This is a genomic window from Paraburkholderia oxyphila NBRC 105797, assembly GCF_000685075.1.
Lineage (GTDB): Bacteria > Pseudomonadota > Gammaproteobacteria > Burkholderiales > Burkholderiaceae > Paraburkholderia > Paraburkholderia oxyphila.
On record NZ_BAYD01000039.1, the window covers coordinates 13,091 to 39,436 of the forward strand.

The 26,346-nt window shown below is 62.2% G+C and carries 28 protein-coding genes; 23 read left to right on the plus strand and 5 right to left on the minus strand.

Features of this window, described 5'->3' with window-relative positions; genetic code table 11:
* Positions 1 to 38: 38 nt before the first annotated feature.
* The 14 genes from BO1_RS23215 to BO1_RS23280 all read left to right on the plus strand — a co-directional run bounded on the left by BO1_RS23215 (position 39) and on the right by BO1_RS23280 (position 12,764).
* Positions 39 to 1,235: a porin gene (locus BO1_RS23215; protein ID WP_043286107.1), complete on the plus strand. Its 1,197-nt coding sequence runs from the start codon at positions 39 to 41 to the stop codon at positions 1,233 to 1,235.
* Positions 1,236 to 1,365: 130 nt separating this feature from the next.
* On the plus strand, positions 1,366 to 1,632 hold the full coding sequence (locus tag BO1_RS23220; RefSeq protein WP_028219598.1) for a superinfection immunity protein: 267 nt from the start codon (positions 1,366 to 1,368) through the stop codon (positions 1,630 to 1,632).
* A gap of 106 nt (positions 1,633 to 1,738) precedes the next feature.
* Positions 1,739 to 2,638 carry a LysR family transcriptional regulator gene (locus tag BO1_RS23225; protein WP_028219599.1) on the plus strand — a complete coding sequence of 300 codons (900 nt, stop codon included), beginning with the start codon at positions 1,739 to 1,741 and terminating at the stop codon, positions 2,636 to 2,638.
* A gap of 137 nt (positions 2,639 to 2,775) precedes the next feature.
* Positions 2,776 to 3,066 (plus strand): hypothetical protein, encoded by a 291-nt coding sequence (locus tag BO1_RS23230; protein ID WP_156992367.1) that lies wholly within the window; start codon positions 2,776 to 2,778, stop codon positions 3,064 to 3,066.
* Between the two features lie 128 nt (positions 3,067 to 3,194).
* Complete coding sequence (locus tag BO1_RS56485) at positions 3,195 to 3,812, plus strand: TetR/AcrR family transcriptional regulator (RefSeq protein ID WP_167338377.1); 618 nt, start codon at positions 3,195 to 3,197, stop codon at positions 3,810 to 3,812.
* A 272-nt stretch (positions 3,813 to 4,084) separates the two neighbouring features.
* On the plus strand, positions 4,085 to 4,522 hold the full coding sequence (locus BO1_RS23240; RefSeq protein ID WP_028219602.1) for a cupin domain-containing protein: 438 nt from the start codon (positions 4,085 to 4,087) through the stop codon (positions 4,520 to 4,522).
* A 65-nt stretch (positions 4,523 to 4,587) separates the two neighbouring features.
* A complete protein-coding gene (locus BO1_RS23245; RefSeq protein ID WP_043286056.1) occupies positions 4,588 to 4,944 on the plus strand; it encodes a nuclear transport factor 2 family protein in 357 nt (118 codons plus the stop codon).
* 54 nt (positions 4,945 to 4,998) lie between these two features.
* Positions 4,999 to 5,394, plus strand: coding sequence for a VOC family protein (locus tag BO1_RS23250; protein ID WP_028219604.1), 396 nt, complete (start codon positions 4,999 to 5,001; stop codon positions 5,392 to 5,394).
* Positions 5,395 to 5,617: 223 nt separating this feature from the next.
* Positions 5,618 to 6,052, plus strand: coding sequence for a MarR family winged helix-turn-helix transcriptional regulator (locus tag BO1_RS23255; protein WP_028219605.1), 435 nt, complete (start codon positions 5,618 to 5,620; stop codon positions 6,050 to 6,052).
* 380 nt (positions 6,053 to 6,432) lie between these two features.
* A complete protein-coding gene (locus BO1_RS23260) occupies positions 6,433 to 7,950 on the plus strand; it encodes an efflux transporter outer membrane subunit (protein ID WP_084688135.1) in 1,518 nt (505 codons plus the stop codon).
* A gap of 69 nt (positions 7,951 to 8,019) precedes the next feature.
* Positions 8,020 to 9,198 carry an HlyD family efflux transporter periplasmic adaptor subunit gene (locus tag BO1_RS23265; protein ID WP_028219607.1) on the plus strand — a complete coding sequence of 393 codons (1,179 nt, stop codon included), beginning with the start codon at positions 8,020 to 8,022 and terminating at the stop codon, positions 9,196 to 9,198.
* A gap of 72 nt (positions 9,199 to 9,270) precedes the next feature.
* Positions 9,271 to 10,830 carry a DHA2 family efflux MFS transporter permease subunit gene (locus tag BO1_RS23270; protein WP_028219608.1) on the plus strand — a complete coding sequence of 520 codons (1,560 nt, stop codon included), beginning with the start codon at positions 9,271 to 9,273 and terminating at the stop codon, positions 10,828 to 10,830.
* Positions 10,831 to 10,964: 134 nt separating this feature from the next.
* On the plus strand, positions 10,965 to 12,149 hold the full coding sequence (locus tag BO1_RS23275; RefSeq protein ID WP_028219609.1) for a thiolase family protein: 1,185 nt from the start codon (positions 10,965 to 10,967) through the stop codon (positions 12,147 to 12,149).
* A gap of 177 nt (positions 12,150 to 12,326) precedes the next feature.
* On the plus strand, positions 12,327 to 12,764 hold the full coding sequence (locus BO1_RS23280; protein ID WP_028219610.1) for a MarR family winged helix-turn-helix transcriptional regulator: 438 nt from the start codon (positions 12,327 to 12,329) through the stop codon (positions 12,762 to 12,764).
* Between the two features lie 20 nt (positions 12,765 to 12,784).
* Here the strand turns inward: BO1_RS23280 and BO1_RS23285 are convergent, their stop codons facing one another.
* From BO1_RS23285 to BO1_RS23300, 4 genes are all read right to left on the minus strand, one after another.
* Entirely contained in the window at positions 12,785 to 13,741 is a 957-nt protein-coding gene (locus tag BO1_RS23285; RefSeq protein WP_028219611.1) for a helix-turn-helix domain-containing protein, read from the minus strand.
* A 145-nt stretch (positions 13,742 to 13,886) separates the two neighbouring features.
* Complete coding sequence (locus BO1_RS23290) at positions 13,887 to 14,798, minus strand: LysR family transcriptional regulator (protein WP_028219612.1); 912 nt, start codon at positions 14,796 to 14,798, stop codon at positions 13,887 to 13,889.
* Positions 14,799 to 14,853: 55 nt separating this feature from the next.
* Positions 14,854 to 15,642, minus strand: a complete 789-nt coding sequence (locus tag BO1_RS23295; protein WP_028219613.1) for an enoyl-CoA hydratase/isomerase family protein — start codon at positions 15,640 to 15,642, stop codon at positions 14,854 to 14,856.
* 28 nt (positions 15,643 to 15,670) lie between these two features.
* On the minus strand, positions 15,671 to 16,564 hold the full coding sequence (locus BO1_RS23300) for an alpha/beta hydrolase (RefSeq protein ID WP_028219614.1): 894 nt from the start codon (positions 16,562 to 16,564) through the stop codon (positions 15,671 to 15,673).
* Positions 16,565 to 16,985: 421 nt separating this feature from the next.
* Between BO1_RS23300 and BO1_RS52355 the strand changes: the two genes are divergently transcribed.
* Together BO1_RS52355 and BO1_RS23310 are read left to right on the plus strand one after the other, a co-directional pair.
* Entirely contained in the window at positions 16,986 to 17,510 is a 525-nt protein-coding gene (locus BO1_RS52355; protein WP_043286064.1) for a GNAT family N-acetyltransferase, read from the plus strand.
* Between the two features lie 117 nt (positions 17,511 to 17,627).
* Positions 17,628 to 18,764, plus strand: coding sequence for a thiolase family protein (locus BO1_RS23310; RefSeq protein ID WP_043286067.1), 1,137 nt, complete (start codon positions 17,628 to 17,630; stop codon positions 18,762 to 18,764).
* Positions 18,765 to 18,822: 58 nt separating this feature from the next.
* Here BO1_RS23310 and BO1_RS23315 read toward each other — a convergent pair whose 3' ends face one another.
* Positions 18,823 to 19,380: a TetR/AcrR family transcriptional regulator gene (locus BO1_RS23315; RefSeq protein ID WP_245643884.1), complete on the minus strand. Its 558-nt coding sequence runs from the start codon at positions 19,378 to 19,380 to the stop codon at positions 18,823 to 18,825.
* 154 nt (positions 19,381 to 19,534) lie between these two features.
* On the opposite strand from BO1_RS23315, the gene BO1_RS23320 reads away from it, so the two are divergent.
* The 7 genes from BO1_RS23320 to BO1_RS60265 all read left to right on the plus strand — a co-directional run bounded on the left by BO1_RS23320 (position 19,535) and on the right by BO1_RS60265 (position 26,332).
* On the plus strand, positions 19,535 to 20,050 hold the full coding sequence (locus BO1_RS23320) for an SRPBCC family protein (RefSeq protein ID WP_322788538.1): 516 nt from the start codon (positions 19,535 to 19,537) through the stop codon (positions 20,048 to 20,050).
* Between the two features lie 93 nt (positions 20,051 to 20,143).
* Positions 20,144 to 20,644 (plus strand): (2Fe-2S)-binding protein, encoded by a 501-nt coding sequence (locus BO1_RS52360; RefSeq protein ID WP_043286071.1) that lies wholly within the window; start codon positions 20,144 to 20,146, stop codon positions 20,642 to 20,644.
* Positions 20,637 to 23,009 carry a xanthine dehydrogenase family protein molybdopterin-binding subunit gene (locus tag BO1_RS23330; protein ID WP_028219618.1) on the plus strand — a complete coding sequence of 791 codons (2,373 nt, stop codon included), beginning with the start codon at positions 20,637 to 20,639 and terminating at the stop codon, positions 23,007 to 23,009. Before BO1_RS52360 ends, BO1_RS23330 begins: the two co-directional genes overlap by 8 nt.
* The gene (locus tag BO1_RS23335) at positions 23,006 to 23,863 is read left to right on the plus strand and encodes an FAD binding domain-containing protein (RefSeq protein ID WP_028219619.1); all 858 of its coding nucleotides are present in this window, start codon (positions 23,006 to 23,008) and stop codon (positions 23,861 to 23,863) included. The genes BO1_RS23330 and BO1_RS23335 overlap by 4 nt, the downstream gene beginning before the upstream one ends.
* A gap of 102 nt (positions 23,864 to 23,965) precedes the next feature.
* Complete coding sequence (locus BO1_RS23340) at positions 23,966 to 24,490, plus strand: DUF302 domain-containing protein (protein ID WP_043286115.1); 525 nt, start codon at positions 23,966 to 23,968, stop codon at positions 24,488 to 24,490.
* A gap of 225 nt (positions 24,491 to 24,715) precedes the next feature.
* A complete protein-coding gene (locus BO1_RS23345) occupies positions 24,716 to 26,017 on the plus strand; it encodes an Nramp family divalent metal transporter (protein ID WP_028219621.1) in 1,302 nt (433 codons plus the stop codon).
* A 150-nt stretch (positions 26,018 to 26,167) separates the two neighbouring features.
* On the plus strand, positions 26,168 to 26,332 hold the full coding sequence (locus BO1_RS60265; RefSeq protein ID WP_165976722.1) for a hypothetical protein: 165 nt from the start codon (positions 26,168 to 26,170) through the stop codon (positions 26,330 to 26,332).
* The last annotated feature ends 14 nt before the right edge of the window (positions 26,333 to 26,346 follow it).

A 26,346-nucleotide genomic window follows, 5' to 3' on the forward strand; every position in this document is an offset into this window, starting at 1 on the left:
AATAATCAGTTATCCGTATGAAAATGAGACCTATGAAGATGAAGGGAAAGAACCGGATACGGGTGCTGTCCATGGCAATCGCCGCGGCGACACCTGCCTTCGCACTGGCGCAGAGCAGCGTGACGCTCTACGGCATCGTGGATGCCGGGCTTGGCTATGTCAACAACGTCGCGACCCAGGCGGGTGGCGCAGGGTCCAGCAAGTTTCAGGAAACTAGCGGAGTTGGCTTGCCCTCACGTTGGGGATTGCGCGGCAATGAAGATCTTGGAGGAGGAAACTCGGCCATCTTCGTGCTGGAAAACGGCTTCAGCGTGGCAAACGGCACCATGTTGCAAGGTTCACGTCTGTTTGGAAGGCAGGCCTACGTAGGGCTGCAGAACAACGCTGTTGGCTCGTTTTCGCTGGGGCGCCAGTATGAGCCGCTCGTGGATTTCGTTGGCCCGTTTGTGTCGTCGCGGCAATGGGGTACGCAGTACGGCGCCCACGTCGGCGACGTCGACAATCTCTATACCACGTTCCGGCTGAACAATACGGTCAAGTTCGAGAGCGCGAATTTCGCCGGATTCACGCTTGGCGGACTCTACGCGTTCAGCAACCAGGCAGCCGGCGCAGAGGGAGAGGGGTTCCAGAACAATCGGGCATGGAGTGTCGGCGGAAGCTACGCGCGCAATTCGCTTTCGGTGGGCGTCGCGCATTTCCACCTCAGTAGCCCTTCGGCCGGCGCCACCGGCGGCAACAATACCTCGGGTGCCGTCGTGGGGGACTACTCGAACACGACGTCGATCTTCTACACACGGCCCGTGACTTCCCAGGACATCACAGGCGCCGGTATTGCCTACGAGGTGAATAAATTCACGGTGGGCGGCGCGTATACCTTTGTAAAGCTGCGCTATAGCGATCACACCAACTTCTCGATCGGCAATTACGAAGTCAACGGCCGGTATCGGTTTACGCCTGCCTTGCAGGCCGGGGTGGCCGTCATCTATAGCGTTGGCAACGTGGGCGGCGCATCGTCGATGGCCGGCGTCAGCGATGGTCCGCATCCGCACTGGCTCCAGTTCAACAGTGGCCTGATCTATTCGATGAGCAAGCTCACCGATCTATACGGGGCTGTGGTGTATCAAAAGGCGCTGAACGGCGCGCTGGTGGCCGCCATCAACAATATTGGCGGCGCGACGGGAACGAACTCCCGCTATCAAGTCGCGGCGACTGTGGGAGTGAGGCACCGTTTCTAGCGTTTGCCTGCGAAATGGGGTGCTATTGAAGTTGCCAAATTGCACAACACTCTGGTGCCCGGCCTGAGGTTCATTCCGCGAGGAGGCCGACATAGAATCGGTCATCAAATGATTCAGGTCGAGGTATCCGATGCGTTCAGTCATTGCGTACGTTCTATTGGCTTTCGTTGCTGTCGCTTACTTTACGCCGTCGATGATCGCCCAGCGAAGGATGAAGGAGCAAGCGGCGAGGATATTCCTGTTCAATCTGCTGCTGGGTTGGACAGTGACGGGCTGGCTGGGCGTACTGAGTTGGGCGACCAGTTCGCAAGAAGCCGATTTGCGCAGTGCGCAAAACGCGATCCGGTGGCATCGCCCCATTGGCGACGCGCGGCGCGCCCGTGGGCCGCGGTGTTGAGCAAACGGAGGGAATTGGCGTTCGATCGCTACGCCGTTATGTGTATATTGCAGGTGGCGTGGCAGTGCATTTCATTACGAAACACTTTCAAACGAGGCGGATGGTCATGGACTACGTTGAATCGTTGCGGGTGTTTCGTACCGTCGTTGAGGCGCGCAGCTTCACCCGGGCCGCCGACACGCTGGGCGTGACGACGCCGGTCGTTTCTCGGGCCATTGCCGCGCTGGAACAGCGCCTGGGGGGCCGGCTGTTTCACCGGACCACCCGTCAAATCTCGATGACGGAAACCGCCGAGCGATTTTACGAGCGGTGTGTCCGGATCCTCGACGATCTCGATGCGCTCGAGGCGGAGACGTTCAACGAGGCCAAAGAGGCCACGGGCGTGTTGCGTCTGGTCGCGCATACCACCGCCACAGTCAATCTTCTGGTGCCGCTTCTGGCCAGCTTCAAGGTGCAAAACCCCAAGGTCGTCCTTGAAGTCACGCTCATCGAGCGCCCCGTCGATCTGGTTGCCGATGGATACGACCTGGGGATCGTCGTGCCGTACATGCTCACCAGTGGCACGACGGTGACGAAGCTGCTGGAACGCGTCCCGCAGATCATCGTTGGCTCGCCGGAGTATCTCGAGAAGCATCGGCGGCCGAGTGAGCCCGCGGACCTTGCCGAGCACGTTTTTGTAGCGTTTTCCCCATCGATCAGGAAGCCAGCGCTGGCGTTCAAGGTTGGGGAGGAAGAGGTCTCGATTCCCTTGAAGTTCGATATTGCCTCCAACAATCCGATGTTCAACCGCGAGATGGTCCGCAAAGGGTTTGGCTTGGGGGTGCTGCCCGAAGCGTTGTTGCGTGATGAGCTGGCGTCCGGGCGCCTCGTGCGGCTGCTGGAAGATTTCGAGTTGGCCGAAAGCGCCATTGAGCTGCGGCTGGCCTATGTGACGAGGACCCTGATGCCTGCAAAAGTTCGGGCGTTTATAGACCACGCTACGGCTTTCTTCGACTCTCAGCCGTAGCGCAACAGAAACGAATTCTGGCAACAATCTGTTCGGTTCCCGTCATTTATGTTTCACCCGTCCTGCCTTAGTCTGAATTGACGCCGCGCACACCGAAATTGTGGCGAATTTTCAGGCGATATTCGAAGGGGATTACGGTGAAACTAGCAGCAAGCATGATTTTCGTGGCAGGCGTTTTTACGATGCCTGTCGTCGCGAACGCACAGTCCGTTACTACGGCGGATAGCCTCCAGGCACAGTCGCAGCACACGGTCCAGGTTCAGACGGCCGCCGGCTTCGCGAGTCAAGAGGTCGATGCCTTGTCTCGTGAAGTTCAGCCGGTTGCCGCCGGCAATGACCGATCGGGCGCCAGCGGCCAGGCGAATGAAACCCGGCGCGCCGAAGTGACATACAGCTCCTATTCGCCGCCGATTTACGTTGTGCGCTAGTACCACCTGGCGTTGGCAGGCCACAGGCGTTCGATCCAATCAATCTCGTCATGCTGAATCGGGGTGAAACGCGTGCTGACAGTGACAGTGCTGATTCAAACCGGAATCGTGATGGCATGAGGCCGCGAGTGTCTGCCATTGCGGCACGCAAGGCCATTCTGGAGTCGGCAGTAGCGTTGGCGGGCGAGGAGGGGTTCGAATCGGTGAGCCTTACCCGCCTCGCCAGACACGCTGGACTTCACAAGATGGCAATCTATCGAGCGTTCGGCTCGCGAGAGGCACTGCTCGAGGCCTGCGTCGCGGAGTTGTGCCAGCGTGAACGCAATCGATGGAATGCCATGGCCTCATGCATCGATCAGTATGCCTGCGTGGATCAACGTGATCGTATCGTGGATGTCATGGCCGACCTCGTGGTCGAACGACTATCGGCCTCTTCGATCAAGATCCTGGCATCGCAATCCATGGCGGAGGACCATCCGCTAAGCATCAATCTGCGGGAGCACGAACGAGCATTTCGAGCGTTGTTGCTCGGGCTTGCTCACTCAGCGGGTGTGCTGAATTGTGAAGCGCTGGTGGATACGTTGATGCTGGTTTGCCGCGGCGTCGCGCTTACCCCACGCGTCGAGCTGGATGTGCAGCGTGTTGATCAGCGCGTTCGGGACTTGTCGCTTCACATCATACTTGGCTACGTCGATGGCATAGGCGGCAACAGACCACTCTCGCGCACACACTCTTGCACCGCTTGATGATGCGCGGTGCGCCACCCGTTTGAGTGCCCGGTCAGGCGAGGCGTCCCGCGCGGAATCTCCTCGACGATGCAGAAGACTCGCGGCCCGTTGCTATCGCCCTTCGATCCATCGGCTTCAAGGTAGAGCCCTGCATCGGCACCCGTGCGCTGCGAGGCAAGCGGGCTTGCGCTCCAGAGCAACTGCCGCGCGTGCGGCTGGCCTATCTTTGTCTCATCGGCGCAAGACGCTCACCCCTTATGGACGCCGACTCGACTACCCAGGAGACGAAGATGGAAATCAAAGAGAAGATCCGCGAAGAGGCGGTGCAGATTAACGAAATTCCGTGGAAGCCATTTCCCGATGCGCTTTCGCAAGGCGGCATTCGCTGGAAGATGCTGCATGCGTCACCCGAAATGGGCGCGTGGACGGCTATCTTCGACTGCCCCGCTGGATCGTCCTTCAACGCCCATTTCCACGTGGGGCCGGGCGAGTATCTGTTGACGAAAGGAAGGATGGACGTGCGTGGCGGGAAAGAGCACGGCGGGGACACCGTCGTCGCCCCGGCTTACGGTTACGAGTCGGCCAACGCCCGCCACGACAAAACGTTCTTCCCCGTGGACAGCGAGTTCTACATGACCTTTCTCGGTCCTCTGTCGTTTATCCGCGAGGACGGCACGCCGATCGTCGTTGTCACGTGGGACGAGGCGCAGCGGGCCTACGCCGGCTGAGGGTCACCGGAGCTCGCACGCGCGTCGGGTGCGTGCGAGCCCCATCATTTGAGGAGTCGATTTCCATGACGGAAACTACCGCACCAATCGAGGAATCAACGAAGCGAGTCTTTGAACATCATCTTGGGGCGTTCGCGCAGGGCCTCGATGCCATCCTGAGCGACTATGACGAGACCTCGGTACTGGTCACGCCGCAGAAGGTTTATCGCGGGCTCGACGAGATCCGTGGCTTCTTCAAAGGATTCCTCGACGGTGCCGATCCCGCGTTCTGGCCGGCATTCAAGATCGTGAGCCAATGCATTGCTCGCGAAGTGGCTTACTTTGCCTGGGAAGCGAAGCCCTGGGTCACGCTGGCAACCGACACGCTTGTCATCAGGAACGGAAAGATTTCCATCCAGACCTTCACTTCGCTGTCCGCTTGATGCTTGCCGGCGCGTCGAATGGCGCGTCGCGCAATTCTGCAAGGATTGAATAAATTGGCAAAGCTGATTCATACCATGATTCGGGTCCGGGAACTCGACCGGTCGCTCGAGTTCTACCGCGAGGCTTTCGGGCTGACCGAAAGCCACCGGCTCGATTTCCCGGACTTCGCCCTGGTCTATCTGCGCAACGCCGAAAACGATTTCGAAATCGAGCTTACGTGGAACAAGGGCCGCGAGCAGGCTTATACCCACGGCGACGGTTACGGGCATGTGGCGGTTGCGGTCGCCGAACTCGAAGCGGAGCGGGCCCGCTTCGCGGTGCTCGGATTCGAGCCAACGCCCGTAAAGGAGTTCAAGGACGGCGACCAACTGCTCGCACGTTACTTCTTTGTTCAGGACCCCGATGGCTACAAGATCGAAGTGCTCGAGAAGTCGGGCCACTACGTCTGATCCCGCTGTTCTCCATACCGCATCGCCCCAGATCGCCGCGTTCCTTCGCCTTGTTGCACCGCGTCACGGTGCGTCAGGGCGTGTGAGCCGTTGCAGCAAAAAATTCAGCTAGTTCCTGAATGGCGGCTCGCGCACTTTCGCAAGAATATCGTTGTCGCGGAAGCGATAAATTGATGCCATCGACAGGATGGTTCGCGGGATTCGACATCGATATTCTGTCGCCATGGATACTCTCTCCCCCTATGCCGACGATTGCTTCGCTGTCCGGCAAGCTGCCCGGCACATCTCGAAGCTGTATGAGCGTCACCTCTCCGAAGTGGGCATTACGCCGACCCAGTTCAGTATTTTGAGCACTTTGGATCGGACGCCCGCACTGACCATGCAGGAAATGGCCGATGCGATGGTCATGGACAGAACAACCCTCATCCGCACGCTAAGGCCGTTGCAGCGCAGCGGCCTCGTTAGCGAGTCCGCCGAGCCGGGGAACAAGCGCCGCTTCAGGCTGCATATCACCGCGGCCGGCGAAGTGAAGCTGGCCGAGGCCGTAGGGCATTGGCGCACCGCGCAGGCCAGCTTCGAGACGAGTTTCGGCGAGCAGGAGGCTGCCCGGCTGCGGCTGGAGCTCTTCAGACTCACAGGCGACCACACCGCGCGCTAGCAGGTGCCCAAGCGCCGGCGTGCGGCCAACACGGCGAAAAGCAATCAACTCGCGCCCGCCAGCCAGGGAACAGGCAGGCACGTCAAGCCCGTCGTACGCCCCCAGGTAATCCACTCCTCGTGCCGGTTCCGGCAAGCATTGAGCGTCCCGGAAACCCTGCCGGCAGGTCAAACCCATGGTCTTCGCCGCAGGACAGTGCCAATCAGATTGGCTGCTGTCGCTCTGTTGCGCGCGATGGCGACTCCAGCAGGGAAATGGATCCGCGGTTGGCAACAATCTTGTGTCCCGAAGATCGTTGATGGCGTACGGACCCCACACTATTCTGTGTACATACACCTAACCACATGCGAAAGCATGCGACAGATATGGATGCTGAAAAAATGGCAATCAAGACGAAGGTTTATCGCTCGTCCAGAAATTTGGGTACCTGGCTGTCTCCGCTAGCTGCTGCCGCGGCGTTGACGTTGGCGGGCTGCGTGAACTACGCGGGCATCAAGAGCGATCATCAGATCGAGCCGCCGGCCAAATATGAAACTCAGCAGAGCTTGCCGACTGAAGGCGGGCAATGGCCTTCGCTCGACTGGTCCGAGCAGTTCGGCGATCCGCAACTGCCGAAGTTGATTGACGAAGCGCTGAAGGACAATCCGGACATCGATGAAGCGCGCGCTCGCGTCGACAAGGCGGCCTCGTATGCAGGCAGTGCGAAGTCGACGCTCTATCCGAATGCCAGCGCCAGCTACTCGTGGCAGCGCAATCTCTACTCGGAGAACACCATTTATCCGTCGCCGATCGGCGGCAGCTGGGAAAGCGAGAACACCTTGTTGACGGGCGCTTCCTGGGATCTCGACTTCTGGGGAAAAAATCACCAGAAGCTGAAGGGGGCCATCTCCGACGCGAACGTGTCCGAGGCCGAAATGGAGGAGGTGCGCATTACGCTTGCCACCTCGGTCGCCACGACCTACAACGAGCTCGCGCGTCTGTATGTACTGCGCGACATCGCCGTGAACGAACTAAAGAACCGGCAAGATATCGAGCAGATTACCAACGGGCGCGTTCATGCCGGTCTGGACACGAACGTGGAACGGGAAACGGCCAATGGCGACACGGCGACCATCCGTTCGAGCGTGACGAGTCTCGATGGACAGATTACGACGGTGCGCTATCAGCTTGCCGCGCTGCTTGGCGCGGGCCCCGATCGCGGACTCGCTATCGCTGTTCCGACGCTCGGTGCCGGCGCAGCGGTTTCGTTGCCCGACAATCTGCCGGCGGATCTGATCTCGCGCCGCCCGGACCTCGTTGCCGCGTATTGGCAAGTCGATTCCGCGGCCCATGGCGTGAAGGAAGCGAAGGCCGAATTCTTCCCCGATATCAACCTCTCGGCCTCGCTGAGCCTGGACGCGTTCGGCTGGGGCCGCTTCCTGACGGCCGGCAGCCGGCAGATCCAGGCGGGTCCGGCCATTCATCTGCCGATTTTCGATGCCGGCGCGCTGCGCTCGCAGTTGAAGGGCCGCTATGCCGACTTCGACTACGACGTTGCGAACTACAACAAGACGCTGGTCAACGCACTGTCTGAAGTTGCCACGCAGGTCACGCTGATTCGTTCGACCGACAAGCAGCTCGTGGATGCGCAAGCCGCCCTCGATGCACAGACGAAGGCGTATCAACTCGCGGCCGTGCGCTACCGGTCGGGTTTGAACGAGCAGCTCCAGGTGCTGAATGCAGACGATAACCGGCTCGCCGCCGATCAGGCCGTGGCGAACCTGCAAATGGATCGGCGCAACCAGCAGATTGCGCTGATCAAGGCACTGGGTGGCGGATTCGACGCCACGAAAACCGATCTGGCAACCCAATCGGGCACGCCGGATACGACGCTGTCTGCGCTGCATCCCAACCGCTGAAATTTCCCTCTTTAAACCGTTGTGCGTCATCGATCGGTGACGCAGGCCAAGCTTTGTCGGAGAGCATCCATGAACCAGACTCAACCCGCTGTGAAAATCGAAAACGACGAGAACAACGAAGAAAAGAAGAAGGGCGGCAAGCGCAAATTCCTGCTTGCCACGCTGGTAGCGGCGCTGGCCGTTGCCGGGGTCGCCTATGGCGCCTACTACGAGCTCGTTGCACGCTATCACGTTGACACAGACGACGCCTATGTGAACGGCAACGTGGTTCAAATCACACCCCAGGTGACTGGTACCGTGGTGGCGGTGAATGCCGACAACACACAAGTCGTCAAAACGGGCGAGCCGGTCGTGCAGCTGGACCCCGCCGACACGCGGATTACGCTGCAGCAGGCCGAAGCCGACCTCGGACAGACGGTGCGCCGCGTGCATGGACTGTATGCCGACGACGACCAGGACCGCGCGGAGATTGCGGAACGCCAGTCCGACCTGAACAGGGCACAGGACGATCTGCGCCGCCGGCTCGCAACCGGCGTCACGGGCGCGGTTTCGGAAGAGGATATCGCCCACGCACGCGACGCCGTCAACAACGCGAAGGCCGCGCTCGATGCCGCCACGCACAAGCTCGGCGCGAACCGTGCCCTCACGGCCAACACGACGGTCGATCAGCATCCGGACGTCCTCGCCAGCGCGGCAAAGGTGCGGGACGCCTGGCTGGCCTACTCGCGCACCACCTTGCCGGCGCCCGTGACCGGCTACGTTGCGCAGCGCACGGTGCAAGTCGGGCAGCGCGTATCGCCCGGCACGCCGCTCATGTCGGTGGTGCCGCTCAATCAGGTGTGGGTGGACGCGAACTTCAAGGAATGGCAGCTCCGGCATATCCGGGTGGGGCAGCCGGTGGAGCTGACGGCGGACGTCTATGGCTCGTCGATCGTCTATCACGGCAAGGTGGTCGGGTTCACGCCGGGCACGGGCTCGGCGCTCGCGCTGCTGCCTGCCCAGAACGCCACGGGCAACTGGATCAAGGTGGTTCAGCGTCTGCCGGTGCGGATCGAAATCCCGGTCGACGAGCTGCAGAAGCACCCGCTGCGTGTCGGCCTTTCGATGAACGTCGACGTCAACACCAAAGACGCAAGCGGCGCGCAACTCGGTGCGGACTCCACGTCGACCTACCAGACCAGCGTATTCGTCCACGATGGCGACGAAGCCAATGCGGCGATTGCCAGCATCATCAAGGCGAACGACTGACGCGGTCATGACGAACCATTTGGCCTGACGGTTAACCAGGCAGTAAGGACTGCCACTCATTTATGGATTGCCATGACTACCAGTCATCCGGAACATCCGCCCCTCACGGGGGCAACTCTGGCGCTCGGCTCGCTGTGCGTGGGCCTCGCCGGTTTCATGACCGTGCTCGACTCGTCGATCGCCAACGTCGCCATTCCAACCATCTCAGGCAACCTCGGCGTTTCCGGCGACGAGGGCACCTGGGTGATCACGGTGTTCGCCGCGGCGAACTCGGTATCGATCCCGTTGACCGGCTGGTTGACGCAACGCCTCGGGCAGGTGCGCCTGTTCGTGGGCTCGATTCTGTTGTTCGTCTTTGCCTCGTGGCTGTGCGGTGTCGCGCCAACGCTTCCCATCCTGCTGATGGCGCGTGTGTTTCAGGGTGCGGTGGCCGGGCCGCTGATTCCCATGTCGCAGGCCCTGCTGCTCAGCTCCTGGCCAAAGAGCAAGTCGGCGCTGGCGCTTTCGCTATTCTCGATGATCGTCGTCACAGGCCCGATCGTGGGGCCCGCGCTGGGCGGCTGGGTGACCGACAGCTACAGCTGGTCGTGGATCTTCTACATCAATATTCCTGTGGGGCTGCTTTCGGCGGGCGGTGTCTGGGCGATCTTCCGCCACCGCGATACGCCGCGCAAGAAGCTGCCGGTTGATATGGTCGGCTTGCTGCTGCTGATTGTCTGGGTGGCGTCGCTTCAGGTCATGCTGGACAAGGGCAAGGATCTGGACTGGTTTTCGTCGAACACGATTATCGTTCTTGCGATCACGGCAGCAGTGGGGCTTGCGCTCTTCATCATCTGGGAGCTCACGGACAAGAATCCGGTGGTGGACCTGACGCTGTTCAAGCAGCGCAATTTCCTCGGTGGAACCGTTTCAATCGCTGTGGTGTACGGGATTTTCTTCGGGACGCTCGTGTTGCTTCCGCAATGGATGCAGGAGTACCTGGGCTACCGGGCCGTGGACGCAGGGCTGGCCACGGCGCCACTGGGCATCTTCGCGGTAATAGGCGCGCCGATCATGGGCAAGATCCTACCGCGCTCGGACGCCCGCATCATCGGCACCTGTGCGTTCGTTGGCTTCGCCATCGTGTACTACATGCGCTCGTTCTTCTACACGGACCTGAGCGAAGGCTACATCATCCTGCCGACGCTGCTGCAAGGCATCCCGATGGCGCTTTTCTTCGCACCGCTGACGGTCATCATCCTGTCGGGGCAGCCGCCTGCGAAGATACCCGCGGCGGCCGGTCTCTCGACCTTCGCACGGATGTTCTTTGGCGGAATCGGAACCTCGATCGCGAACGTCATCTGGAACAACCGGACGATTCTTCATCACGAGATCCTGACGCAGCAATCGAGCGCGACCAACCCGATGTTCAACCAGCAACTGGACGCCTATCATTCGCTGCTGCATCTCGGTCAAGGGGCCTCGTACGCACTGTTCGATCAGGTGGTTCAGAAGCAGGCGGCAATGATGGGGTTGAACGACGTTTTCTATGGCTCCGCACTGGTGATGATTGTCATCATCCCGCTGATCTGGATTACGAAGAGGCCGGGCAAGTCGGCCGCCGGAAGCGACGCCGCCGCTGCAGCACATTGAACGCAAGCACGGACTGAAACGCTGCGCCTCGCGTCCGGAAGGGGGCGAGGCGAAGCGACTACGTTTTGAATGACGGTGTGGTACGATCCAAAAAAGCGTGCATATACGCTTAATCCTCGAAAGGAGTGTTGACGATGAGTGCTCGACAAGTAGTGATTTGCAATCCCGTTCGAACCCCAATCGGGGCGTTCGGCGGAGCGTTGAAAGACGTGCCGGCGACCACGCTGGGCGCAGTCGCGGTGCGCGAAACGGTGCGTCGGAGCGGGATCGATCCGGCGGAACTGGCGTCCGTTGTGATGGGCAACGTCATTCAGGCCGGCAACCGGATGAACCCGGCGCGTCAGGCGGCCGTTGGCGGTGGCGTGCCGGTGGCGGTGCCGGCGCTCAGCGTGAATCGCGTGTGCGGATCGGGTGCGCAGGCGATTGCGAATGCCGCACAGGAAATCTGGCTCGGATTCGGCGACGTTGCCGTGGCCGGCGGCATGGAGAACATGGACCGCGCGCCGTATCTGCTCGGCAGCGGCCGCTGGGGTCATCGCATGGGCAACGTCGAGATCGTCGACAGCATGCTCGCGGACGGTCTCGTCGATGCGTTCTCCGGTCAGCATTCCGGGTGGCACACGGAAGACCTCGTTGCGAAGCTCGAGATTAGCCGCGAGCGGCAGGACCGCTGGGCGGAGCGCTCGCAAAAGCGTTTTGCAGCGGCTCAAGCGCGAGGCGCATTCGACGCCGAACTGGTGGCGGTGGAGATCGAAGGGCGTAAGCAGGCTGTCAAGTTCGAGCGTGACGAGCAGCCGCGTCCCGATACGACCTTCGAGGCGCTTGCGAAGCTGCGCCCGGCGTTTCGTCCCGATGGCACCATCACTGCCGGCAATGCCCCGGGATTGAATAGCGGTGCAGCGGCGATGGTGGTGGCCGGGCGGCAGTACGCCGAGGCCCATGGCATCGAGCCGATCGCGAAGATCGTGTCCTATGGCGTGGCGGCCGTCGAACCGGGCATGTTTGGACTGGGCCCCGTGCCCGCGGTGCAGATGGCGCTTGCGCGGGCCGGCTGGTCGCTCAGCGACGTGCAGCGCTTCGAGATCAACGAAGCGTTTGCGGCCGTGCCGCTCGCGGTCCTGCAACAACTCGGCATCGACGAAGAGCTGGTCAATGTCGAAGGCGGTGCGATCGCGCATGGGCACGCGATCGGCGCGACCGGTGCCGTATTGACGACTCGCCTCGCTCATTCCATGCGGCGTGACGGCATCAAGCGTGGCATCGTGACGTTGTGCATCGGCGGCGGGCAGGGCATTGCGGTGGCGCTGGAAGCGCTGTAGAGCACGCGAGTGCGTGCTGCGGCCTCCCGGTTCGCCGCACGCTAGTTGAGTGCGATTTACACAGGGCGCCGCGATGGCGCCCTGTTTCCGTTTGCAGACTGGCTGCCTGGCGATAAACAATCTGCTATCGTCGTGCTCGGCTGGATGGGTGTCCGGCTCTAAAGTGAGGAAGTCCAGGTGGAACTCAAGCATTGCAACTGTGCGTCACTCCGGGGCGCGACGCGGGCCGTATCGCTCGCCTATGACGAAGCCCTGCGGCCGAGCGGGCTACGTGTCACGCAGTTTTCGATCCTCGCCAAGGTCGCGTCGGCACAAGAAGTATCGATGGGCGAACTCGCGGACCAGATCGCCATGGATCGAACCACACTCGCACGCAATTTGAAGCCGCTCGAGCGCGATAAACTCATTCAGGTCGTGGTGGGAGAGGACCGGCGCGAGCGTATCGTCAGCGTGACGGCAACCGGACGCAAGACGCTCGAGCGCGCGATTCCGCTTTGGCGTGCTGTGCAGACGAGGTTCGAGGAAAAGGTCGGCAAGCGCGAAGCAAAGCGCATTCTGGAACTGACCCAATCGCTGATTCTCGTCGGACGCGAGCTTTCCGCCGAGAATGGTTAGACGCAGTGGGCCGCAGTGGGCTATAGCATCGCAGCACGGCGCGCGTCGCTGGGCGAGACGCCGTAACGCTCCTTGAACGTCCGGCAAAAATGGCTGACTGAATTGAAGCCCCAGCGGAATGCCACCTCGGAGATCTGCAGCCGCTGGAAGGCGGGATCGGTGAGCGCCTGTTTGCACGCGTGCAGGCGGCTGTTGAGGATATAGCCGGAGACGGTCATATCGCTGCGCTGGAACAGCATGTGCAGATATCGCAGCGAGATATGGTTCGCTTCGGCGATGCGCGTCGGATTCAGATCCTCCTCATGAAGATGCTGGAGGATAAAGTCCTGAACGCGTCGCAGCATCGCTGCGCTCGCATCGAAAGCGCGCGAGGGTTGCAGCCCGGAGAGGGCAATGCCAAGCAGCTCGAGCGTGGACCGGCTCACGGAACCCTGTACGCTTTGATCGAGCGTCTCGATCTGGTTGGACAGGGCGAGCAGATGAACGGCGAGCAGCGAACCTACGCCGCTGCGGCTTTCGATCTTGCCACCTGAAGGCGGTTGCCTGCGCTCCGGCAGGCGTTCGCGCATCAACGACCACGGGATCATCAGCGTCACCTTGTGGAGCCGTTCCAGCACTTCGAACTGCACCACCTGATCGGTCGTCCAGACCACCAGGTCGCCTGAGGTGACCTCGACGCCGGCGTCCCCCATCTTGAAGCGCTCACGGCCGCTAGTGGTCAACTGGACGCCGACATACAAGGCGTCGTCGTGGCTCAGCTGGCGACGGGTCCTTTGCCCCATGCAAGGATCGCATATCGTTTCAACAATGCCGGCGCCTGCAAAGTCGTGTTGCCTCACGCGCGCGTAGAACGTTGCCGGCAAGCGTTGCGGCACTTGCCATTCCTGGTAGCTGCGGCTCAGCACATCTTGCCAGGCGTCGGTTCGATCGCTTGTGGGGACCTGTTCGATCGACCATTCGGTGGAAGCGTTCGGCAAGTTCGTCTCCTGTTTCCAGGCACGGCGCCTCTTCAACGGGAGGCACCCGCGCAATCATCAACACTACACCCAATGCGCCACTCGGGGCAGAGGTGCATCCGTCATCAGCCGAGATTCGCTGCATTGCATCACAGCGAAAGAAGGATCAGCGGCGGCGCAAGTATTCGTGCCGCTCGAACAATTCGATGACCCAGTCGATGAAGGCGCGGACCTTCGCGCTCAGATACCGATTGGGCGCATAGAGCACATGCACGGGGATCAGGCTTTGGTCCCAGTCCTCGAGCACGGGCACCAGCTGGCCGCTCACGATGGCTTCCCGCACGCAATAGATGGGTGCCTGAATGATCCCCAGGCTGGCCAGCCCCGCAGCCAGATAGGCGTTGGTGTCGTTGACCACCAGTTTGTGGTTCAGCGCCAATTCGTGTTCTTGCCCGCCCTTGGAGAATTGAAAGGGCAGGGACCGGCCATCGCGAGCCGAGCCCATCCCGACAGTCGGTTGCGCGCGTAAATCGTCGGGGGAATCGGGCGTGCCGTGAAGCCGAAGATAGTCCGGCGACGCGCACGTCGTGAAGCCGAACTCGCCTATCTGGCGTGCAGCAAGGTACTGCGCGTCCACTTCCCCTGCGCGGATGGCACAGTCGATGCCTTCCGCGACGAGGTCGATATGCCGGTTGCCGATGTCGAGCTCGATGTCGACATCGGGATAGAGGCGGTAGAAGTCGGCAAGGGCCGGTACGACCACGAGCGCGCCAATGGCTGCGGGTGTAACGACCCGGATCTTGCCCGAGGGCCTGGCGCGCGACTCCTTGGTCGACGACTCGATGTCGGCGAGATCGGCGAGCAGGCGCACGACGCGCTCGTAATAGGTCGCGCCTTCGGGCGTAACGGTAATCACGCGGGTCGTGCGGTGCAGCAAGCGGACCTTCAGATCGTCTTCCAGTTGCTGGATCAGCCGCGTCACTGTCGAGTTGGGCAAATCCAGCGTGTCGGCCGCTTTCGTGAATGTCCCGGCCTCGACCACGCGGACGAATGCGTTCATAGCGGCGATGCGGTCCATGATGTGTCTCCGCGTGACGGGAGGCATCATTAGACCGCAAACCGTGTTCATCCCGCTAGCGACCCTTGAACTCCAATACCGGTCGCGGCCGGCCCGCGTTGAGGGCTTCCACGGCGGAGCGCAGGCCGCGCTGGACATCGTCGGTTTCGAACAGCGGCATGGCAATGTCGAACATCGCTTCGTCGGCCGCGGAGACGCCACCCACAGCCCAGGCGCGCAGCAGCGCCTTGTGGGCCGCATAGGCGCGCGTGGGGCCGCGGGCCACTTTCTCCGCGAAAGCCAGCGTTTCCTGCAGAAGGCTGTCGTCGGCGACCACGCGATTGACGATGCCGAAGTGGGCCATCGTGGCGGCCGGAACCTTCTCGGACGTCATCGCCCATTCGGCCGCGCGTGAACGCCCGGCGCGCTCGGCCACGCGGTAGATGCCCCCGAGGATCGTAACGATCCCGAGGCTTTGCTCAGGATGCCCAAACGTGGCCGACTCCGCGGCAAAGATCATGTCGGCGCGCAGCGCCAGCTCGAAGCCGCCACCGAAGCACAAGCCTTGCACCGCCGCGATCACCGGCAACGCGAGCCGCTCGAAGCGATTGAAGACCGAGAGGTAATACTCGAAGCGGGCGCGAAGTTCGCGAACGTCCGCATCGGGCCCCGTCATGATGTCGCCGCCGAACGAGAAGTCCTTGCCCTCGCTTCGCACGACGACAACGCGTGCGTCGCTGCGCTCGATCGCGGTCACCGCGGCGGCGAGCTCATCGATCATCTGGTCGTCGATGCGATTCTGAGGCGGGCGATTCAGGACGATGGTTGCAATGCGATCGTCGAAATGGACAGTCAAATGAGCCATGGAAAACCTTGGTCCGAAGAAATGGGCATTAGCCCAGGTGGAGCTTGAACCACTCGACGGCGGCTTCGCTGGACTGCTTGAACAGGGAAAGATACGGATCGAAATGGCCGCCTTCGAGGGTCACGAGGCGCTTGGGCTGCAGCGCGCGTTCGTACGCGGCAAGCTCGAGGTCGGTCAGCGTGATGGTGTCTCGCGTGGCCACGACCATCAGCAGCGGAGTCGGCGAAACGCGCGCGATCCAGTGCCCCGGCTCATACATGCGAGCCGCACGCGTGGAGCGGACCGTGACGTCGTTCTGCCAGACGCCCTCGGGCAGCGGCTGCAGGTAGAAGTCGATCGCATCCTTCGCGCGATACGACGCCGCAATGCCGGGGTCGGCGCTGACGATCGCCTGGCGGCGGGGAGGCTCGCCGCGCAATTGCGCGCGGTCGTCGTCGGCAAAGGCTTCTTCGATCGCGGCTACATTTTCGGGAGCAATCCGGCGCAGGCCCTGCTCGTAGCCGCTGATCGTCGGAACCTGTGAGACGACGCAGCGCAGCCGCAGCTCCGTCGCGCCGAGCACGATGGCGTGGCCGCCGGCATAGCTGGTGCCCCACAAGCCGATGCGTTTCGGGTCCACGACCTCCAGGGTTTCCAGATAGCTGATTGCGCGTCGCCAGTCGGCGATCTGGCGCCAGGGATCGATGTCGTGGCGCGGCGTGCCTTCACTTGCGCCGAAGCCGCGATGGTCGTGCAGCAGGACCACGAATCCCGCCTCGGCGAAGGCTTGGGCAAAAGGCTCGAGGCCGTGTTCTTTCACGCCGGCATAGCCGTGCGCCATCGTGATAGCGGGACGCCGCCCAGCGCCTGGCGGCACGTAGAGCCAGCCACGCAGCTTGACGTTGCCGTCGACTTCGAATTCCACATCTGTACGTTTTACCAATTCAATTTCCTCTTGCAAGGATGCATGCGCCGGATCCCGCCGCTTTGAGATCGGGCGTGGCTTGCGGCTACTGTAGAAAAAGTCGCTGCGCAAGGGAAGGTGGCCCGGATGAATGCAACATTCGACATTTAGCAATAATGCGCCGACACGTGAAACGATGACGTCCACGATTCGCTGCGGATTGTTCTTCTCCGCGCAATAACAAGTTCGCTCTGCAATGCTGTTGAGACGAGCCACTGGCTCCTAGAATGCGTGCAAGGCGCTCATGCGGTGATGCTGGAAATGAGTGTCCGGGAGCCTGGTCGGCACAGGAAGAGGTACGACACGGCTTCGTCCAGGGGCAAAAAATCGGTGTGAGGCAATGATGGGTGCGATAGAAGTTCTGCCAGGAGCGAGTGATTGGACGGATGCTCCTGTCCTGATGGACGCTGGCGAGCGTGTCTGGATCGACAAGAAGGGTCAGCCTGTCACTCTGCGTCCAATCCAGGCGGACGACGTCGACCTTGCACGCGATTTCGTCGCCGGCCTGTCCAGGCATACGGGGTACATGAGAATGATGTCCACGAGATGTCCGTCTCCCGCCGAACTGCAACGCTGGGCCAATCTCGACCGCCGATATCAGGGCGCCGTGGTGGCGACGGCGTCTGTGGAAGGCCACCTGAGGCAGATTGGCGTGGCCCGATACGCGATGGAGCCCGGAGACGAAGAGGCCGAGTTCGCCATTGTCATTGCGGACGAATGGCAGAAAGCGGGCCTGGGTGGGGCGTTGCTGACCAGCCTGCTCGACCTCGCCAGAGCGTCCGGTGTGAAGCGCCTGTTTGGCACCACCCTCAGCGAGAACCACGCAATGGTGACCCTTGCGCGGCGTCTTGGATTCAAGATCGCCTTCGAGCCGGGCGCGGCTGCGTACACGAGAATTTCCGTGGATATGCACCTTCCTGACTGAAGCGGTTTGAGAGGACAGCAACGTTCGCCTCAATGAATTATGATCATCATATAAAGAGGTGTACTCTGTTCAGCGGGCCGCAAACGCGGTACGTCCAGCAAATATCAGGAGATAACCTTGTCAGATATCGTAGTCGCTGCCTATGCACGCTCGCCGTTCCACTTTGCCCGAAAGGGGGCCTTGATCGACGTCCGGCCTGACGACCTGGCCGCCCAGGTGGTTTCGGCATTGCTGTCGCGCACGGGCCTCGAACCGGCCATGATCGAGGACATCGTCGTGGGATGTTCGTATCCGGAAGCCGAGCAGGGCCTGAACATCGCACGCATCATCGGCTTTTTGGCCGGATTCGGGGACACCGTTCCAGGCGTGACCATCAACCGCTTCTGCGGCTCTTCGATGTCTTCCGTCCACTACGCCGCGGGTCAAATCGCGCTGGGGCTTGGGGAGGCGTTCATTTGCGCAGGCGTCGAGTCGATGACGCGGGTGCCGCAAGGCGGCTTCAACCGCTCGCCCAATCCCCGCCTGCAGGAGACGTTTCCGCAAGCCTATGTCTCAATGGGGATCACCGCGGAAAATGTCGCGAAGGCGTTCGGCGTCGATCGCGCAGCCCAGGAGGCGCTCGCCGTAGTCTCGCACGCGAAGGCTGCCGCCGCACGTGAGGAGGGCAGGCTGGACGCCGAGATCGTCCCCATTCAGACCCCGCAAGGCCTGGTCTCGCAGGACGGCTGCATCCGCCCCGGTACGAATCTGGAAGCCCTGCGCTCGCTCAAGCCGGCCTTCATTGAAGACGGCAGTGTGACTGCGGGCACGTCCTCGCCGTTGACCGATGGGGCATCGGCAATTTTGCTCTGCAGTGCAGAATTCGCGCGCCGCAATGGACTGCGTCCGCTCGCGAAGTATCGCAGCGCGGCGGTTGCGTCCTGCCAGCCGGAATTGATGGGCATCGGGCCGATTCCCGCGACTCGCAAGGCACTTGCGCGCGCCGGGATCGCTGCAAAAGATCTCGACGTCGTGGAAATCAACGAGGCATTTGCCAGCCAGGCCATTGCCAGTGTCCGCGAGCTGGGGCTCGATCCTGAGCGCACCAACGTGGACGGCGGGGCGCTCGCCATCGGGCACCCGCTAGGGGCGACCGGGGCGCGCCTTGTCGGCAAGGCCGCCGCGCTGCTCGCACGAGACGGCGGTCAGTTCGCTCTGGCTACGCAGTGCATTGGCGGCGGGCAGGGTATTGCGACGATCCTCGAAGCGGTCTAGACGCCAGCTGTCCGGGCTTTATGCGGAGCGGGGCACGATGCAGCAACGCCCCGCGCGGCTAGGTCATGTTTCGCACCGCATCGAGTATCTCCTGGGAGAGCGCATCGGGGCGAACCGCGCGCGCCAGGACCATGCCACCGACCATGGCCGCCAGGGTCGTGATGGTCGCCGCGCGCGCCTCGCTGTCTTGCTCCTCTCCGCCGATCAGTTCGATCAGCGCGTTGATGCCCGATGCGAAAGCGCGCTTTGCGGCGGCGTCCAGGCGCGAGACATCGGCGCCGAGCGCGGGGATGACGCAACCGGCTTCCGGGTGATCGCGATGCGCTTGCGACAGGTAGGCGTCGAGCACGGCGCGCCGATGCTGATCGGGCGGCGCGTCCGACACCGCGGTTTCGAGCCGGGTTCTCATCTGCTCGAAGGCCGCGTCGATTGCCGCGACCACAAGTGCATCCTTGGAGTCGAAATGGGCGTAGAAGCCGCCATGCGTGAGCTTGGCACCTTTCATCAACTGTGCGACGCCAATGCCGTCAACGCCGTGCTTGCGGAACGCCTTGGCCGCCGCCTTGACGATCTTGCCGCGGGTTTCTTCCTTGTGCTCGGGGGGGTAGCGCATCATTGAACTCCGGTCATGCAAACATTGAAACCTGTAGCCGATATATTAGATGATAACCGTCATTGCATCGGATTGCCCTTGATCGAAGCTCGGTCAACTCGAGGTGTCGGGTAAACACCAGCCGGGATTCACACGGTCGGCTCTTGACCATGCCGACATGGCTCCCAAGCATGTTATCGGTGATTACATCGCCGGATTGAAGGAGGATGTTTTGGAATTCAAAGGATCACAGCACATCAATGCGTCCCGCGCCGTCGTGTGGCAGCGGCTCAATGACCCGCAGACCTTGCGGCAATGCCTGCCCGGCTGCGAACAGTATGAGCTGGCCGATGACGGCAGCTACGACGCCGTCATCGCAGCGGCCTTCGGGCCGATCAAGGCCCGTTTCAAAGGCACTGCGCGTTTCTCGGATCTGCGCGAGGACACTGGCTACCGAATCGAAGGCAACGGCAGCGGCGGAATCGCGGGCTTCGGCAAACTGACGGCCGACGTTCATCTGGAAGACATCGATGGCGGGACCACGCTGCACTATGCCGCCACGGTGCAGCTCGGCGGCAAGCTCGCACAAATCGGCTCGCGACTTGTCGGCTCCGTGGCCAACAAGTTTCTCGCGGACTTCTTTTCGCGGTTCGAAAAACGGGTGAGCGAGTGCGAGGATATCGCTTCGCCGTAAAGTATGATGATCATCATTTAATGAGTTCGCGCGGTGCCGGAAAGCTTCCGGCCGTCCAGCGAGACGCGCGGACAACGAGACAGGGTGAGACCCATGCAGATACAGAATTCCGTCAATGGTGAGTTGTGCACCATTGAGGCAGAACCGAGGCGGCTGCTCGCCCATGTGCTGCGAGATTCATTGCGGCTGACGGGCGTGCATATCGGCTGTGACACCTCGCAGTGCGGCGCCTGCACGGTGCTGATCGACCAGAAGACCGCCAAGTCGTGCACTGTGCTCGCAGTGCAGACCGAGGGCTGCAGCGTGCGGACCATCGAAGGCATGGAGCAGGATCGCATCACCACCGTGCTCAAGCGCGCGTTCAATGAATGCCATGGGCTGCAGTGCGGGTTCTGTACGCCCGGCATGCTGATGGCGGCGCGCGCGCTGCTGGTCACGACGCCCGAACCTTCGGAGCATGCGGTGCGCGAGGCGCTGCATGGCAATCTGTGCCGCTGCACGGGATACCAGAACATCGTGGATGCCGTCCTGCTTGCCGCCGACCGCTTGAAGGAGCACGCCGCTCGACCGCTAGAGGAGGTGAGCCATGAGTGAAGGCAATAGCGAAGTCGGCACGCGGTATATCGGCAAGCCCGTGAAGCGGCGGGAAGACGAGCGCCTGATGAGCGGCAAGGGCCGGTTTACGGACGATCATCAATTCCCCGGGATGACGTTTGCCGCGTTCGTCCGCTCGCCCTTTGCCCATGCGCGCGTCCGGCATATCGACACGGCCGCCGCGCTGGCGTTGCCCGGTGTGGTGGGGGTGCTGACCCATGCCGATATTGCCGGCAAGGTCGGCGATATCCGCCCCAACTGGGTCGTGGGCAATTCCATCGTGCCGCCGCACCCCGTGCTGCCTGCCGAATACGTGCGCTATGCGGGAGAGGCCGTGGTCATGGTGGTGGCCGAGACGCGCGAACTGGCCGCCGACGCCGCCGAGCTCGTGAACGTCGAGTACGACGAACTGCCCGTGGTCGTGGATGCGGAGGCGGCGCTTCAGGAGGGGGCTCCGCAGCTGCACGGCAATGTGCCCGGCAACCTGATCGGCGTATTCAAGCTGAAGGGCGGCAACTACGAAGAGGCCGCGAAGGCGGCCGACCAAGTCGTGTCCATCCGCATCGTCAACCAGCGGCTGATTCCGAGTCCGCTGGAGCCGCGCGCGCTCTGCGCCAGCTACGATGCGCTGGACGAGCGGCTCACCTTCATCTTGCCGAGCCAGGTGCCGCATATGTCCCGGCGCTGGCTCGCCGAGACGCTGGGCTGGCCCGAACACCGGGTCCGCATCGTTGCGCCCGATATCGGCGGCGGCTTCGGGTGCAAGATGCACTTCTACGTCGAGGAGGTGCTCGTCGCCTTTGCCTCGAAGCGCTTCGGCCGCCCGGTGAGCTGGACGGAAACGCGCAGCGAGAACCACGTGGCCACCACGCACGGTCGTGATCACGTGGAATATGTGGATGCCGCCGTCACGAAGGAAGGCAAGGTACTGGGGATCAAGGTCCGCTCGTGTGCGAACCTGGGCGCCTACCTCTCCAACATGGGGACCGGCATTCCCACCATCAACACGGCGAGCTACGTCACCGGCAACTATCAGATTGCGAGTGTGGATGTGCAGGTCGACCTCGTGACGACCAATACCACGCCCGTCGATGCCTATCGCGGCGCGGGCCGGCCGGAGGCCGCCTATATCATCGAGCGCGCGATGGATGCGGTGGCCAATGCGCTCGACCTCGACCCCGTCGCGCTGCGCCGCCTGAATCTGGTCCAGGCGCACCAGTTTCCCTATCAGCCGCACGACACGGCGCGCGGCAAGTGGGACAGTGGCGACTATGAGGCCTGCCTGTCGCGCGCCACGGAGATGATCGATTACGACGGCTGGCGCAAACGGCAGGCCGCGCTGAGGCACGAAGGCCGGTATATCGGCATTGGCGTGATCTGCTATCTCGAACTCGTTGGCATGGGCAATTCCCAACTGTTGCGCCGGGTGGGCTTCGATCGCGGCGGCTGGGAGAGCGCCCACGTTCGTGTGCATTCCGATGGCAAGGTGACCTTGTTCAGCGGATCGATGCCACAAGGCCACGGTCACGCCACGAGCTATGCCCAGATCGTGGGCGACGCGCTGCAACTGCCGATGGAGGACATCGACGTCGTGCAGGGCGACACCGACCGCGTGCTGGCCGGCCATGGCACGTTCAATTCGCGTTCCATGCCGGTGGGGGGCTCCGCAGCCTGGATTGCGGCGGGCAAGATCCTTGCCAAGGCGCGCAAGATTGCCGCGATCATGCTGGAGACCCAAGAAGAAGGCGTGCAGTACGCGGGCGGCATGTTTTCCACGAAAGCGGGCGCGAGGGTGTCCTTTGCCGAGGTCGCCAGGATGGCCTATGTGGCCAGCAAGCTCCCGCGCGACATGGAGGCCGGCCTGGAAGAGCGCGTGTTCTACGAACCCGTCGCGATGGGCGCACCCAACGGATGTCACGCGGTGGTCGTGGAAGTCGATCCGGAAACCGGGGTCGTTAGCATTCTTGACTATGTCGCGGTTGACGACGTTGGCGTGCTGATCAACCCCATGCTGTGCCATGGGCAGATGCACGGCGGCATCGCCCAGGGCATCGGCCAGGCGCTCTATGAGGAAGCGCGATATGACGCAAGCGGGCAGCTGCTTTCGGGATCCCTGCTCGATTACGGGTTCCCGCGCATCGAGCAGGTGCCGCGCATGCGCACGGCTTTCCACGTATCGCCATCGCCGACGAATCCGCTTGGCGCGAAGGGGATTGGCGAAGCGGGTTGCGTCGGCGCGCCGCCTGCGATCGTCTCCGCCGTTTGCGATGCGCTGAGGCCATTCGGCATCACCCATCTCGACATGCCGCTTACGCCGCCGAAAATCTGGCGCGCCGTCCAGGCCGCCACCAGGAGCCCTGCATGATCCCCTATGCGGTTGACTACGTTAGAGCCACCAGCGTGGCGCATGCGCTTGCCGCGCTCGCCAGCGACCCCGACGCCCGCTTGCTGGCCGGGGGCCATTCGCTGATCCCGCTCATGAAGCTGCGCCTCACCGGCGTCTCGCGGCTCGTCGACATCGGCACGCTGCCGGAATTGCGAGGCATCGAGATCCATCCCGATCACATTGCGATCGGTGCGGCGACCACGCATGCCGAGCTTGGCAGTCATGCCGGGCTGGCGGAGCGCCTGCCGTTGATCGCGCTGGCCGCGGGCGTCATTGCGGATCCGACTGTGCGCAATCGCGGAACCCTCGGTGGCTCACTGGTCCACGCCGACCCGTCGGCGGACTGGCCCGCCGTCATGCTGGCGCTGGATGCGCGCATGGAAGTCACTGGCAGCGCTGGGGTGCGCGTGGTGCCCGCTGACGAATTCTTTGTCGGGCTCATGGCGTCGGCGGTGCAACAGGACGAGTTGCTGACGCGCATTGTCGTTCCCTTGCCCGGGCCCGATCGCGTGGCCTACCGGAAATTCCGCCATCCCGCTTCGGGCTACGCCGTTGCCGCGGCCGCCGTTGCCTTGCGCTACGCGGGCAATCGCTGTACGGGAGGCATGATCGGCGTGACCGGTGTAGCGGAAACAGCGTTCCGCGCTCATGCGGCTGAAGTAGAGCTGGGCCACGGGTTCACCGGATCGGCGGAGGAAATCCGCCGCATTGTCGAGGCCGCTTTCGCCGACGTGACGCCGCTCGAAGACGGTTTCGCCGATGGCGCTTATCGCACGCAACTGGCCAAAGTCATGCTCGGCCGGGCGCTCGCTGACGCGGCGCGGCTATCGTAGGGGCCGCGGATGATGAGGCCCTTCCGCATCACACGCATTGCGATCCCTGTTTATCTTGGACTCCTTTCTATCTCCGCACATAGCGGACAATCGTCGATTACCATGCAAACCGATCCTTTGATTCAAACTTCAGCGCAGCAAATCGCTGTCACCCACGTCACCCTGGAAGCCAGGGTCGATTTTGGGGCGTTCACGCAACACCTGGAAGCCTTGCTGGGCCGCTTCGACCCTTCCTCCCTCAAGGCACTGCTGCAAACCGACCCGGCCGCAGCGGATGCCCGTCTCGCGAAGATGGAAGGGGATCAGGGATTGATGATCTTCTCGACGCAGAATCACGGGATGGTGCTCAATATCGCCGGGGCCCCGAGGCAAGCCATCCGCTACAACATCGGCAACCCGCGTGTTGCCATGCAGATGACGCGCCATGATATCCGTGCCGGTCTTTATGCACCGCTGTCCGTGCTGGTCCATGAATCGGCGCCTGGCACGGTGCGGGTCGAGTACGACCAGCCCTCTACGCTGTTCGGCCAGTTCGGCAATGCGGATGTCGCCGCGGTGGGACGCGAGCTCGATGGCAAGCTCGCCAGAGTCATCGAGCATGCGGCGAGGCTGGCGGCGGCGTCTTGAGCCATCCCAACCTATTTTTCATGGCGTGGCTTACGGTCCGTAAGCAGGCGATCGAACGCCCGGATTGCCGCGTTTTCCCGACTGCCGGGGGGGGGGGGCGCAACGAGGCAAAACGATATCGGGACGATTCGAACGTTCAATTGTTCTCGGCGGCCAATTCCCGGCAACATGATTCCTGCCATCGTGCTGGCCGTTCGGCGGCCCGACTTGAACAGGAAGAACGACATGAGCACCGCTGAAGGACAACTGGGACTGACCGAGCGTACCTCGCGAGCGATCGCCGGCGTGCTGGCCGGGCGCGACGACAGCTGGCGCTCGAAGCTGCTCTTCGCCGGACCCGCCGTCGTGGCGTCGATTGCCTATATGGACCCGGGCAACTTCGCGACCAACATCCAGGCGGGGGCGAAATACGGGTACTCGCTGCTCTGGGTCGTGCTGGCGGCCAATGTCATCGCCATGTTGTTTCAGGCGCTGTCCGCGAAGCTCGGCATCGTGACGAATCGCAATCTCGCACAGTTGAGCCGCGAGCATTTCCCGCTGCCGGTGGCCTATGGGATGTGGGGCGTGAGCGAAATCGCGGCGATGGCAACCGATCTTGCCGAGTTCCTCGGCGGCGCGATCGGCCTGTCTCTGCTTTTTCACATCCCGTTACTGGTCGGCATGATCGTCACGGGCATCGTCACCTATGCGATTCTCACTGGAGAGAAGCAGGGGTTCCGCCCACTCGAGCTGGTGATTGGCGGCCTCATCGTAGCTGTCGCGCTGTCTTACGTGTTCGAGCTCTTGATCGTGCATGTCGATTGGCCCGCTGCGCTCAAGGGCACCGTCGTCCCCAGGCTTCACGGTGCCGATGCGCTGTCTGTCGCGGTCGGCATTCTCGGCGCCACGGTGATGCCGCACGCGATTTATCTGCACTCGGGGCTGACCCAGGGCCGCACGCGGGCTCGCAGCAATACGGAACGCTTCAAGCTCGTGCGCTTTTCGAATGTCGAGGTCATGGTCGCGCTCACCGTTGCCGGGCTCGTCAACATGGCGATGGTGATCATGGCGTCAGGGGCGTTTCATGCGGGCCATCCCGAAGTGGCCGAAATCGAAACGGCGTATCACAGCCTGACGCCGGTGCTCGGCGCGGCAGCAGCAGGCATCTTTCTCGTCGCGCTGCTGGCATCCGGTGTGTCCAGTTCAGTAGTCGGAACGATGGCCGGGCAGATGATCATGCAAGGCTTCACGGGGTGGCACATTCCGGTTTGGGTTCGCAGGCTCGTCACCATGGTGCCGGCGTTCGTTGTCGTCGCATGCGGTGTCAACGCGACCGAGGCGCTCGTCTACAGCCAGGTGGTGTTGAGCTTCGCCTTGCCTGTGCCGATGATCGCTCTCGTCATTCTCACTTCACGGCAAGACGTGATGGGACCGTTTGCGAATCGCCGTTGGGTGGCCGGCCTGGCCATCCTTGGAACCGTGGTTATCCTGGCGCTCAACGGGGTGTTGCTTCTTCAGACCTTTGGTGTGGCGATTCCCGGACTGTGATGGGGGCCCCGCGGCGATTGTTCGGGTTATGCGAAAGCATATTTCGTCCCGGCCTCGTTGATCTTCGTGCGCTAGCGCGTACTCTGTCAAACAGGAGGCGTCGAATCTGGCGCAGCGCGAATCGTAGAGTACTGAGGCAAGGAGCAGGAAATGGACATCCTGAACGTCGCCCGACAATCCGGCATGACGATCGTGCTCGACGCACGCATCGGACAACAGGAATATCACTCGGTGCACAGCAGCGTGGCTGCACTGGAGCGATTCGCTGCGCTGATAGCCGCGGCGAAACAGGCCGAAGCCAAAGAGCAACACTAACTTGTCCTGCTAGC